This is a genomic window from Streptomyces sp. NPDC050674 (genome assembly GCF_040654575.1).
Taxonomy (GTDB): Bacteria; Actinomycetota; Actinomycetes; order Streptomycetales; family Streptomycetaceae; genus Streptomyces.
This window is the reverse complement of record NZ_JBFAIG010000002.1, coordinates 639357-652046: the sequence shown is the minus strand read 5'-3', so window position 1 is coordinate 652046 and position 12690 is coordinate 639357. Positions and strand designations below refer to the sequence as shown.

The following is a 12690-nucleotide window of genomic DNA, read 5'->3' as shown; positions in this document are numbered from 1 at the left end:
TTCAGGTGAGCCGCCTTCGGGATTCGAACCCGAGACCTACGCATTACGAGTGCGTTGCTCTGGCCATCTGAGCTAAGGCGGCGCGCTGTCCGCACTATGGTGCGATCAGCAACGACGGTAAGTCTACACAGTTTCCGAGGGTGCTCCGCACCAGCCCCGGAGGCGGGCTTTCCGGGGCTGGGAGCAGGGTTATGAGCAGCGCTTCCCGTCCGTCGGCGGGGTGCCGCGGAGCAGGTAGGCGTTGATCGTCCGGTCGACGCAGGCGCTGCCGCGGCCGTAGGCGGTGTGGCCGTCGCCCTCGTAGGTGAGCAGACGCCCCGAGGAGAGCTGACCGGCCAGGGCCCGCGCCCAGCGGTAGGGGGTCGCCGGGTCCCGGGTCGTGCCGACCACGACGATGGGCGCCGCGCCCTTCGCCTCGATGCGGTGCGGCTCGCCCGTGGCCTGCACCGGCCAGTACGCGCAGTTCAGGGCGGACCACGCCAGGCCTTCACCGAAGACCGGCGACGCCTTCTCGAAGTCGGCCAGCGCCTTGCCCACCTCGTCGGCGGTGTCGAAGGAGGGCGGCAGGTCCAGGCAGTTCACCGCCGCGTTGGCGAACATCAGGTTGCTGTACGCACCGTCGGCGTCCCGCTCGTAGTAGGCGTCGGAGAGGACGAGGAGCCCCGAGCCGTCCTTCTCCTTCATCGCGGTCGTCAGCGCCTCGCGCAGCTGCTCCCACGAGCCCTCGTCGTACATGGCCGCGATCACGCCCGTGGTGGCGAGCGACTCGGTGAGCTCGCGGCCGTCCGCGTCGCCGGTGGCGAGGGGCCGCGCGTCCAGCTTCCCGAAGAACGCCTTGAGGTTCCTGCCGACCTGTTCGGGCGCGGTGCCCTTGCCGCCCAGCGGGCAGTCGGACTGGCTTACGCAGTCCTTCGCGAACGACCGGAAGGCCGTCTCGAAACCCGCCGTCTGTTCGAGGTTCAGCCGCCGGGCCGGCAGCGACGGGTCCATCGCGCCGTCCAGCACCAGCCGGCCCGCCCGCTCCGGGAACAGCCCGGCGTACGTCGCCCCGAGGAAGGTGCCGTACGAGGCCCCGACGAAGTTCAGCTTCTCGTCGCCGAGCGCCGCCCGCACGATGTCCATGTCCCGGGCCGCCTCCACGGTGGACACATGGCGCAGCAGCCGGGGCGCGTCCGCGCCGCAGCCCTCGGCGAACGTCCGGTACGCCGCGACCAGGCCGTCCTTCTCCTTCGCGTCGTCAGGCGTGGTGTCCGTCTGCGTGTACGTGTCCATGTCCGGACCGTCCAGGCACTCGACCGGCTCGCTGCGGGCCACACCGCGCGGGTCGACGGCGACCATGTCGTAGCGGGCGCGCACCTCGGCGGGGTAGCCGATGCCCGCGTACGCCTGCACGTAGCCGACCGCCGAGCCGCCCGGCCCGCCGGGGTTCACGAGCAGCGAGCCCAGCCGCTTGCCCGGGCCCGTGGCCTTCTTGCGGGTGATCGCGAGCCGGACGTCTCCGGCGGAGGGCTCGGCGTAGTTCAGCGGGGCTTTGAGGGTGGCGCACTCGAAGCCGGGGGTACCGCAGGCGCGCCAGGCCGGCTTCTGCCCGTAGTACGACGAGAGCGCCTCGGGCGTGGCCTGCGGCAACGCGATCAGCGCCGCCTCCGCCGCCGCTGAGGCGGCGGATGTCGTCGCGCTCCCGGAGGAGCAGGCGGAGACGAGCAGCGCGGCCGTGGCGAGGAGACCGGCGGCGGTCTTGGCACGGTTGCGTGTCCTGCGGTGGAGACCGCCGGAGGCGGAGGCGGAGCGGGGGGTGCGCCTTGTGTCCATCCAGCGAGCGTAACTCTGGGCGACGGGATGAGTGCCCTGCGTGCGTGTCGTGCCTCGTACGAGTGACGGGGTCAATGCCATGCCATGTCCGGGACGGGCGGCGTCCGTCCGGCTCGGGCGGCGCCCGTCCGGCTCGGGCGATGGGGGTGCCCTGCCCCGGCGTCGTCGTGCGGCGTCGTTGTCCGTTGCCCGACCCGTCATTGCGGCATCGGCTCCAGCGGCGCCACACCATCCGGCATCCGGCATCCGGCATGGTGCCCGCATCAGCCCCGCGGCACCGACACCCCGCGTCCGCCCCGGCCCCGCGGCCTCCCGCGCCTGTTCAGCCCGCTCTGAGCGCCATCGTCATGGCCTCCACCGCGAGCAGGGGCGCTACATTGCGGTCGAGGGCGTCCCGGCAGGCGGCGATCGCCTCGATGCGGCGGAGTGTGGACTCCGGGGAGCTGCCGCGAGCGAGGCGCTCCAGGGCGTCCTCGGCATCCGCGTTGGCGATGGCCACGCGGGAGCCGAGCTGGAGGGCGAGGACATCGCGGTAGAAGGCCGTGAGGTCGGTCAGGGCCAGGTCGAGGCTGTCACGCTGCGTGCGCGTTCTGCGGCGCTTCTGCTTGTCCTCCAGGTCCTTCATCACACCCGCCGTGCCCCGGGGCATGCGCCCGCCCTGGGCGGCGCCGAGAGCCGTCTTCAGCTCCTCGGTCTCCTTGGAGTCCGTCTCCTCGGCGAGCTGCTTGGCGTCCTCGGCGGCCGCGTCGACGAGTTCCTGCGCGGCCTTGAGCGCACCGCCGATCTCCCCGACCCGCAGCGGCAGCCTCAGCACGGCGGCGCGGCGTTCACGCGCGGCCGGGTCGGTGGCCAGGCGGCGTGCCCGGTCGACGTGGCCCTGGGTCGCGCGGGCCACCGCGGCGGCCACGTCCGGCTCGATGCCCTCGCGGCGGACGAGCATGTCGGCGACGGCGTCGACCCTCGGCGTGCTCAGGTTGAGGTGGCGGCAGCGGGAGCGGATGGTCGGCAGGACGTCCTCGATGGAGGGCGCGCACAGCAGCCAGACCGTCCGTGGGGCGGGTTCCTCCACGGCCTTGAGGACGGCGTTGGCCGACTTCTCGTTCAGCCGCTCGGCGTCCTCGACGAGGATGATCTGCCAGCGGCCGTTCGCCGGCGAGGTGAACGACTTGCGGACGGTGTCGCGCATGTCGTCGGCGAGGATCTGCGTGCCGACGGCCGCCACGGTGGTGACATCGGCGTGCGTCCCGATCAGTGCCGTGTGGCAGCCGTCACAGAAGCCGCAGCCCGGGGAGCCGCCGAGGGCCCGGTCGGGGCTCACGCACTGCAGGGCCGCCGCGAACGCCCGCGCCGCCTGGTTGCGCCCGGCCCCCGGCGGGCCCGTGAACAGCCACGCATGCGTCATCTTCGACGCCTCGGGCGGCGGGACGTGGGTGGCGACCGCGGTGACCAGCGCGTCGGCGTCCCGAGCGGCGGCGGCCAGCTGCTCGCTCACCCTCTCCTGCCCGACGAGGTCGTCCCACACGGTCATGGGTCACGCCGTCCTTCCGTCACGTTCCGCGTTGCGAGCTCCATTGTGGGGGCGACCACTGACAACGCCTGCCGCCCCGTCCGACCGCGCGGCCGGAGCCCTGGGTCCCGCGCCCGCCGGCCGGAGGCGTCAGCGCCCCCGGCCGCCTCGGCCCCGGCGTCCGCGCCCCTCGTCCGGCTCGTCGTCGTGCGGTCCGAGCAGCTCGTCCGCCAGCGAGGGCAGGTCGTCCAGCGGCGTCTCCTCGGCCCAGTCGGACCGGCGCCGGCGCGGCGCCCCGTCGGCGTCGACCTGGGGCATCTCCCGCGTGCGGTCCTCGGTGCCGTCGGGCCGGGGGGCCGGGGCGTCCTTGCGGAAGTAGCCGGGCGGAACCCGGTCCGCCGGGTCATCGCCGCGCACGGGAGGGAGAACGGCCGTCTCCTCGACGTCTGCCGGCCGGACCGGAGGCAGCACCGCCGTCTCCTCCGCGTCTGTCGGCCGGACCGGAGGCAGCACCTCGGTCTCGTCCCCGGCGCGGGGGGACACCGGCGGCAGGAGCTCCGTCCGGTCGTCGGCCTCCGGCGCCACCGGCGGCGGCATCGGCAGCTCGGCCGTCACCTCGGCGTCGGACTCACCGGAAACCCGGCCCGCACCGCGCTCCTCCTCCCGCACCGGGCGCAGCACTGTCGTGTCGTCTCCGGCACCGCCGCCCGGGGACACCACCGGCGTGGGCACGGTCGGCGCGTCCTGAGCGGGGGCGGCGGAACCCGCGGCACCCTTCGGGGCGGAGTTCTTCGGGCCGACCTCGGCCGCGGCGGCCGCCGCCTCCGCGAGCCGCCGGGCTTCCTCGGCCCGCAGCAGCGCCTGTTCGGCCTTGCGCTGCTTCTCCAGCCGGAGCGCCTCGGCCTCGGCGCGCAGCCGCGCCTCCTCCTCGGCCTGCTTGCGGCGGCGCTCCTCCTCCGCCTTGCGGCGGGCCTCCTCCTCGGCGCGGGCCTTCTCCTCGGCGAGGAGACGTGCCCGCTCCTCCTCGGCCTTCCTGCGCGCTTCCTCGGCGCGGCGCCGGGCCTCCTCCGCCTGCCGTTCGGCCTCGCGGCGCTGCGCCTCCTCCAGCTCGCGGCGCTTGCGCTCCTCCTCCTCGGCGCGCAGCTTGGCCAGCTGCTCCTGGCGCTCGCGCTCCAGGCGCTCCTCCTCGGCCTTGCGGGCGGCCTCTTCCTCGGCCTTGCGGCGGGCCTCCTCCTCGGCCTTCCTCCGCGCCTCCTCCTGGGCCTTGATCTCGGCCTCGGACAGCGGCAGCACCTGGTCGAGCCGGTGCCGGATGACGGTCGTGACGGCTTCGGGCTCCTGGCCGGCGTCCACCACCAGGTACCGGCCGGCGTCGGCCGCGGCCAGGGTGAGGAAACCGGCCCGTACGCGCGCGTGGAACTCGGCGGGCTCCGACTCCAGCCGGTCCGGCGCCTCCGTGAACCGCTCGCGCGCGGTCTCCGGCGCGACGTCCAGCAGCACGGTCAGATGCGGCACGAGCCCGTTCGTGGCCCAGCGGTTGATGCGGGCGATCTCGGTCGGCGACAGGTCGCGGCCGGCTCCCTGGTAGGCGACCGAGGAGTCGATGTACCGGTCGGAGATGACGACAGCACCGCGCTCCAGGGCGGGCCGTACGACGGTGTCGATGTGCTCGGCCCGGTCGGCCGCGTACAGCAGTGCCTCCGCGCGGTGGGACAGACCGGCGCTCGACACGTCCAGCAGGATCGACCGCAGCCGCTTGCCGACGGGCGTCGCCCCCGGCTCGCGCGTCAGCACGACCTCGTGGCCCTTGCCGCGGATCCACTCGGCGAGCGCCTCGGCCTGCGTCGACTTGCCGGCCCCGTCGCCGCCCTCCAGGGCGATGAAGAAACCGGAGGCCGACGGGCCCTGCTCCGGGTCGTCGCCGCCGAGCAGCGCGTCCTTCAGGTCCTGCCGCAGCGGCACACCGGAACGGTCGTCGGCCTTGGCCAGCACCAGCGCGGCCACCGGCAGCAGCAGGGCGCCGGCCAGCATCAGCGCGAAGGCCGCGCCGCCGTGCGCGAAGACGAACTTGCCGCTCTCCAGCCGGTGCGGACCGATCGCCGCCGCGACGAGCGGGGCGATGACCGCGCCGAGCGCCACGAAGACCCGGACGACCGCGTGCAGGTGTTCCGTCGTGCGGGGCCGCCGGTACTCCTCGGTCTCCTGGTCGAGCAGGGTGTGACCGATGTTGGCGGACATGCCCGCGCCGACGCCGGCCAGCGCGAGGATCAGCAGCACGGTGGTGACGTCCGGGACCAGCCCGGCGGCCAGCAGGGCGATACCGGTGAAGGCGATCGTCAGCGCGAGCAGCCTGCGCCGGGACAGCGCCGGCATGAAGGCGGGCGCCGTGCGGATGCCGACCACGACACCGCCGGTCAGCGCGGCCACGAACAGGCCGTAGAGCACCGGGCCACCGCCCAGGTCCTTGGCGTGCAGCACGGCGACGGCGACGGCGGCCGACACCGCCGCGGCGACGGCGGCACTGGCCAGCACCAGCAGGGGCAACGCACCGGTGCGGCCCTTGTCGGTGCCGGTGCCGGTCTTCGGGCGGCGCAGCCCCTCGAGCGGCGATCGCGCACGCGGGGTGCGGGTGTCGGGCAGCTCCAGGAACGTCAGCACGGACAGGGACGCGGCGAACAGGCCGGCCGCGACGTAGGAGGCGAGGGCCGCCTGGTGCTGGCCGAACCAGTCGATGCCGGCGCCGAGCAGGTTGTTGAACAGGGAGGCGACGACGAGGGCGACGGCCGCGAGGGGGATCGCCACGAAGCCGGTGCGCAGCGACAGGCGGCGCAGGGCGTCCATGTGGTCGGGCAGCGGCCGGACCGTCGCGCCCTCCGGCGGCGGGGCGGGCAGCAGCGCGGGGGCCGCGCTCTCGCGGCACACCGTCCAGAACCGCTCGGCGACCCCGGTCACGAAGGCCGTGACGAGCAGCAGCGTCAGCGCGTCGTCGGGCGTCCAGTCGATCCACAAGGGAGCGACGATGAGCAGCGCCGCGCGCAGCCCGTCGGCGCCCACCATGGTCCAGCGGCGGTCCAGCGGACCGTCCTGCGAGGTGAGTGCGGTCAGCGGACCGAGCAGTACGGCGCCGAACAGCAGCGTCGCGAGGATGCGCACCCCGAAAACGGTCGCCACTGCGAACGCCACACCCCGGTAACCGCCCCCGAACGAGCCTTCGACGACGGCCGCCTGGAGTGCGAGAACGACCAGGACGAGAAGGGCGAGGGTGTCCCCCACGCCCCCCACGAGCTGTGCGCTCCACAACCGCTTCAACTGCGGTCGCCGCAGCAGGGCACGGACGGCACGCTCGCGGGAGTCCGCGACCAGGGCATCGTCGGGGGCGGGCTGAGGGGCCGTTGGGTGGTCGGCTCGCGTCATGCGTTCAGCCTATCGGGAGCCACCGGCACGCTGGAGGGCGCGGCCTGGCATGCGCACGCCCCGACACCGAAGTGTTGCCGGGGCGTTCGCTTTCCGAACCCTGGGCGAAGATCCGCGCGCGGCGGCGCGGACTTCGAACAGGACTCGAACGACCTCAGTCCTCCACGGACTTGGCGGCGGCCGCCGCCGTGGCTGCCGTCTTGGCGGCGGCGGTGGTCTTCTTCGCCGTCGTCTTCTTCGCGGTCGCCTTCTTCGCGGTGGTGGTCTTCTTCGCCGCGGTCTTCTTCGCCGTCGTCGTCTTCTTCGCCGGCGCCTTCTTGACCGCCTTCTTCGCGGTCTTCTTCGCCGGCCCCTTGGCGCGCTTCTCGGCGAGCAGCTCGAAACCGCGCTCCGGGGTGATCTCCTCCACACTGTCACCGGAGCGCAGGGTCGCGTTGGTCTCCCCGTCGGTGACGTACGGGCCGAAGCGGCCGTCCTTGACCACGACCGGCTTCTCGCTCACCGGGTCGGTGCCCAGCTCCTTCAGGGGCGGCTTCGCCGCGGCCCGGCCACGCTGCTTGGGCTGGGCGTAGATCGCCAGCGCCTCCTCCAGCGTGATCGTGAAGAGCTGCTCCTCGGCCTGGAGGGACCGGGAGTCGGTGCCCTTCTTCAGGTACGGGCCGTAGCGGCCGTTCTGCGCGGTGATCTCCTGGCCCTCGGCGTCGGTGCCGACGACACGCGGCAGCGACATCAGCTTCAGGGCGTCGTCGAGGGTCACCGTGTCCAGCGACATCGTCTTGAACAGGGACGCCGTGCGCGGCTTGACCGCGTTCTTGCCCGTCTTCGGGGTGCCCTCGGGGAGGACCTCCGTCACGTACGGGCCGTAGCGGCCGTCCTTGGCGACGATGGTGTGGCCGGTGGCCGGGTCCGTGCCCAGCTCGTAGTCACCGCTCGGCTTGGCGAGCAGCTCCTCCGCGAGGTCGACGGTCAGCTCGTCGGGCGCCAGGTCGTCGGGGATGTCGGCGCGCTGGTGCTGCTCGGTGTCCTTCTCGCCGCGCTCGATGTACGGCCCGTAGCGGCCGACCCGCAGCACGATGTCGTTGCCCACCGGGAACGACGACACCTCGCGCGCGTCGATCGCGCCCAGGTCCGTCACCAGCTCCTTGAGGCCGCCGAGGTGGTCCCCGTCGCCGTTGCCCGCCTCGGCCGCGCCGCCGATGCCGTTGGCCTCGCCGAAGTAGAAGCGCTTCAGCCACGGCACGGACTGCGCCTCACCGCGGGCGATGCGGTCGAGGTCGTCCTCCATCTTGGCGGTGAAGTCGTAGTCGACGAGCCGCCCGAAGTGCTTCTCCAGGAGGTTGACCACGGCGAAGGACAGGAAGGACGGCACCAGGGCCGTGCCCTTCTTGAACACGTAGCCGCGGTCCAGGATCGTGCCGATGATCGACGCGTAGGTCGACGGGCGGCCGATCTCGCGCTCTTCCAGCTCCTTGACCAGGGACGCCTCGGTGTAGCGGGCCGGGGGCTTGGTGGCGTGCCCGTCGACCGTGATCTCCTCGGCGCTCAGGGCGTCGCCCTGGGCGACCTGGGGCAGCCGGCGCTCCCGGTCGTCCAGCTCGGCGTTCGGGTCGTCGGCGCCCTCCACGTAGGCCTTCAGGAAGCCGTGGAAAGTGATCGTCTTGCCGGACGCGCTGAACTCGACGTCCCGTCCGTCGGCCGCCGTGCCGCCGATCTTCACCGTGACGCTGTTGCCGGTGGCGTCCTTCATCTGGGAAGCGACGGTCCGCTTCCAGATCAGCTCGTACAGCTTGAACTGGTCACCGGTCAGTCCGGTCTCGGCGGGAGTGCGGAAACGGTCGCCCGAGGGGCGGATCGCCTCGTGGGCCTCCTGCGCGTTCTTGACCTTCCCGGCGTACGTCCTCGGCTGCGGCGGCAGGTAGTCGGCGCCGTACAGCTGCGTGACCTGGGCGCGGGCGGCGGATACCGCCGTGTCGCTCAGCGTCGTGGAGTCCGTACGCATGTAGGTGATGTAGCCGTTCTCGTACAGCTTCTGCGCGACCTGCATGGTGGCCTTCGCGCCGAAGCCGAGCTTGCGGCTGGCCTCCTGCTGCAGCGTCGTCGTACGGAACGGGGCGTACGGCGAGCGGCGGTAGGGCTTGGACTCGACGGAGCGGACGGCGAACCGCGTCTGCTCCAGTGCGGCGGCCAGGGCGCGGGCGTTCGCCTCGTCGAGGTGGAGGGTGTTCGCGCTCTTCAGTTGTCCCAGGGAGTCGAAGTCGCGGCCCTGCGCGACCCGCCTGCCGTCGACGGTCTGCAGGCGCGCGACCAGCGACGACGGGTCCGACGGGTCTCCCGCGCGGCCGGTCGCGAAGGTGCCCGTCAGGTCCCAGTACTCAGCCGAACGAAAGGCGATGCGCTCGCGTTCCCGCTCCACCACGAGCCGGGTGGCGACCGACTGGACACGGCCCGCGGACAGCCGCGGCATGACCTTCTTCCACAGGACCGGCGAGACCTCGTAGCCGTAGAGGCGGTCGAGGATGCGGCGGGTCTCCTGGGCGTCGACGAGCTTCTGGTTCAGCTGGCGCGGATTGGCCACGGCGGCCTGGATCGCGGCCTTGGTGATCTCGTGGAAGACCATCCGCTTGACCGGGACCTTGGGCTTGAGCACTTCCTGGAGGTGCCAGGCGATGGCCTCGCCCTCGCGGTCCTCATCGGTGGCGAGGAAGAGTTCGTCGGACTCCTTCAGCAGGTCCTTGAGCTTCTTGACCTGCGCCTTCTTGTCGGCGTTGACCACATAGATCGGCTGGAAGTCATGTTCGACGTCCACACCGAGGCGGCGGACCTCGCCGGTGTACTTGTCGGGCACCTCGGCGGCGCCGTTGGGAAGGTCGCGGATGTGCCCGACGCTCGCCTCGACGATGTAGCCGGGGCCGAGATAGCCCTTGATCGTCTTCGCCTTGGCAGGCGACTCGACGATGACGAGTCGGCGGCCGCCCTTCGCGGTCTCGCTGGTCGGGGACAACTTCGCTCTTCTCTCCGGTCGACACTGGGGCCTCCCCGGAGTCGCTCACCGGGGCTGGAAACGTGGTGACGCTGCGGAGTGTGACGGTACATCCCGCCCCCGTGTCAAACGGGAAAAGCCCGCAACGGCCACTCGAACGGTAACCCGACTACCACCGATCCTGCCGCCCGGCGTATCGAGAGCAGGCCGGGCCCTGTGCGGAGCGCGACCCCCCGGTCACCGGCGGGTGCGAGGCCGACGCGGGTCTCACAGGCGCGTGAAGCACCACGCCGCGAGGGCCAGCGCGATCACCGCGGCGACGCTCGCGAGGGCCGCGGATGGGGCCGGCCTCACCCCCTCGGCGACAGGCAGCCGCCGGCGCACCCGTGACACGGTCCAGGCCAGCAGCCCGCCTCCGAACAGGGAGAACACCGCTCCCGTGAAGATCGCCGGTTCGCTCTCCATGGCCGCCGTCCCCCTTCTCCCCCGCCCGCGCCGTGTCGGCCCCGGGAGGCTGACACGCGCGGGCGGCGGGCAGGCGAACCCGAGGTGAACGCCGGGGCGACACGGCGGTGGATCAAGGGCGTCCGGTTCCGCGTGACCCGTCTCGGACGGGGTGTCCAAATCGACTCGAATTTATTGGCGCGCCTCCCGGCACCCTCCGACGACACCCCTCGCGCGGGCGCTCAGCGCACCGGCTCCAGGAACCCCTGCTCGACCAGCAGCCGGATCTGGGCCGGTGTGCGGTCGCGCAGCAGCACCGGGTCCTCGCCGATCAGCTGGGCGATGGCGTCGAGGATGCGGCCCGCGCTCATCGTGCCGTCGCAGACACCCGCGAAGCCCGCGCCGACCGTGTCCACCCGGGTCGCCCGGCGCATGCCGCGGTTCTGGCGCAGCACGACGTGCTCGGGGTCCTCGGCCCCCGGCAGCCCCACCTGCTCCTGCACGACCTCGGCGGCGAGCCGGAAGTGCCCTTCGAGCAGCGCGGCGTCGTCGTGGTCGCGCAGGTGGTCGAGCCGGTCGAAGTGGGCCCGGATGGTGTCGCCGAGCGGCTGCTCGACCGGGTGCGGCCACTCCTCCACCGTGAGCGAGGGAACGGCGGCACTCGTCCTGCGCAGGGTGATCCAGCCGAACCCGACGGCCTTCACCTTGCGCGCCTCGAACTCGTCGAGCCATGCGTCGTACCGCGCCTGGTACTCCGCCGGGTCACCCCGGTGGTCACCGGCGTCACGCAGCCACAGCTCGGCGTACTGATTGACGTCCTGCACCTCGCGCTGCACGATCCACGCGTCGCAGCCTCGCGGCACCCATGACCTGAGCCGGTCCTGCCAGTCCTCCCCTTCCACGTGCTGCCAGTTGGCCAGGAACTGGGCGAACCCGCCCTCGTTCAGCCGGTCGCCCGCTTGCTGAACGAGCGTGCGGCACAGATCGTCCCCGCCCATCCCGCCGTCGCGATAGGTGAGTCGTGTGCCGGGAGAGATCACGAAGGGCGGGTTGGACACGATCAGGTCGAACGTCTCGTCGTCCCGGACCGGTTCGAAGAGGGAGCCCTCGCGCAGGTCGGCGGTCGCGGCGCCGGACAGTGCCAGGGTGAGGGCGGTGATGTGCAGGGCGCGCGGGTTGAGGTCGGTGGCCGCCACCCGCGTGGCGTGCCGTGTGGCGTGCAGGGCCTGGATGCCGGAGCCGGTACCGAGGTCGAGCGTGGCGGCGACGGGGGTGCGGACGGTGATGCCGGCGAGGGTCGTGGAGGCGCCGCCGACTCCGAGGACGACCCCTTCGTCGCTCCGGCCGATGCCGCCGGCGCCGCCGACCGCGCAGCCGAGGTCCGAGACGATGAACCAGTCCTCGCCGCCGGGCCCGCCGTAGGGCCGGACGTCCACCGTGGCGGCGAGTTCGTCCCCGCCGGCCCGGGCCAGCCAGCCGCTCTCCATGCAGGCGTCGACGGGCAGGACGTCCGCCACGCGCGCGTGCGGCACGGGCTGCTGGAGCAGGAACAGCCGGACGAGCATCTCCAGGGGCGTGTCCCCGCGCGTCGCCCGGAGCGCGGGCACGGTCTCGCTCCGGGCCAGCGCCGCGTACGCGGGGGCGCCGAGCAGTTCGAGCAGTCCGTCGGCGGTGAAGGAGGCCGCGAGCAGGGCGTCCCGGAGCCGGGCGGCGACATCGGGACGGTCGGAGGCGGGCAGCGGGGGCAGGGATGACTGGCTGGCGTTACTCACGCCGTCCATTGTGGCCGCCGGTGCGGGGCCGCGCGTGACCGTGCGCGGCAGTCCGTGCGTTCCCCGCCACTCGGCGCACCAGCGGCATGAGGTGCACGCTCAGCTCTGCGTCGCGCCCGCCGACGCCGTGGCCGCCTTGCAGCTGGACTGCCGGGCCATGGCCTGGCCGACCTCGCCCTCCTCCAGGTTCCTGAGGGCGTCGTTCCCGCTCTGGCTCAGCTTGTCCAGCTCGGTGGCGATGTCCTTCAGGCCGTCGGCGAACTTGCCCTGGTCCTTGGTGTCGAGCCCGTCGACCTGCTTCTTCAGGGAGGCGTACGAGGCGGAGATCGAGTTGAGCTCCTTGACCGCGTCCTGCTGCTTCTTCTCGCCGTTCTCGACGTCAGGCGCCCCGGCCTTGTTCACAGCCGTCCCGATCGCCTTGTAGGCGTCGGACATGTCCTGGAAGGCCTGTGCGTCGGTCTTCTGGACGTCCTTCGGCGTGCTGTTGTCCGAGGTCTCCTTCTGGATCGCGGCATTGGCCGACTCGATCTTCTTGGCCTGCGGCTGCACGGCGTCACAGACCTGCTTGGCCCAGGAGTCCAGCTTGTCGTTGCCGTCGTCGCCGCCGCAGCCCGACAGCGCCAGTACCAGTACCGCACCGCCGGACAGTGCGGCCGCGAGCTTCTTGTTCACCGGTTTGGTCCCTTCCATGGCTCTCGGCCCCGGAACATACACGCCAGATGCACGGCAACCGCACGTCGAACGTCTATTAAGACCGTTTT

The 12690-nt window shown here is 72.6% G+C and carries 7 protein-coding genes and 1 tRNA gene; all 8 read right to left on the bottom strand.

Features of this window, described 5'->3' with window-relative positions; genetic code table 11:
* Window positions 1–8: 8 nt before the first annotated feature.
* The 8 genes from AB0I06_RS06395 to AB0I06_RS06360 all read right to left on the bottom strand — a co-directional run bounded on the left by AB0I06_RS06395 (window position 9) and on the right by AB0I06_RS06360 (window position 12619).
* Window positions 9–82 (bottom strand) — tRNA-Thr (locus AB0I06_RS06395).
* A 107-nt stretch (window positions 83–189) separates the two neighbouring features.
* Window positions 190–1812 (bottom strand): alpha/beta hydrolase, encoded by a 1623-nt coding sequence (locus AB0I06_RS06390; RefSeq protein ID WP_363117577.1) that lies wholly within the window; start codon window positions 1810–1812, stop codon window positions 190–192.
* Between the two features lie 322 nt (window positions 1813–2134).
* Complete coding sequence (locus AB0I06_RS06385; RefSeq protein WP_363117576.1) at window positions 2135–3340, bottom strand: DNA polymerase III subunit delta'; 1206 nt, start codon at window positions 3338–3340, stop codon at window positions 2135–2137.
* A 129-nt stretch (window positions 3341–3469) separates the two neighbouring features.
* Window positions 3470–6733 carry a dTMP kinase gene (tmk, locus tag AB0I06_RS06380; protein WP_363117575.1) on the bottom strand — a complete coding sequence of 1088 codons (3264 nt, stop codon included), beginning with the start codon at window positions 6731–6733 and terminating at the stop codon, window positions 3470–3472.
* 154 nt (window positions 6734–6887) lie between these two features.
* Complete coding sequence (gene topA / locus AB0I06_RS06375) at window positions 6888–9734, bottom strand: type I DNA topoisomerase (RefSeq protein ID WP_363117574.1); 2847 nt, start codon at window positions 9732–9734, stop codon at window positions 6888–6890.
* A gap of 246 nt (window positions 9735–9980) precedes the next feature.
* Window positions 9981–10178 carry a hypothetical protein gene (locus AB0I06_RS06370; RefSeq protein ID WP_363117573.1) on the bottom strand — a complete coding sequence of 66 codons (198 nt, stop codon included), beginning with the start codon at window positions 10176–10178 and terminating at the stop codon, window positions 9981–9983.
* Window positions 10179–10399: 221 nt separating this feature from the next.
* Window positions 10400–11938 (bottom strand): class I SAM-dependent methyltransferase, encoded by a 1539-nt coding sequence (locus AB0I06_RS06365; protein WP_363117572.1) that lies wholly within the window; start codon window positions 11936–11938, stop codon window positions 10400–10402.
* Between the two features lie 90 nt (window positions 11939–12028).
* On the bottom strand, window positions 12029–12619 hold the full coding sequence (locus AB0I06_RS06360) for a small secreted protein (protein WP_363117570.1): 591 nt from the start codon (window positions 12617–12619) through the stop codon (window positions 12029–12031).
* Between the last annotated feature and the right edge of the window lie 71 nt (window positions 12620–12690).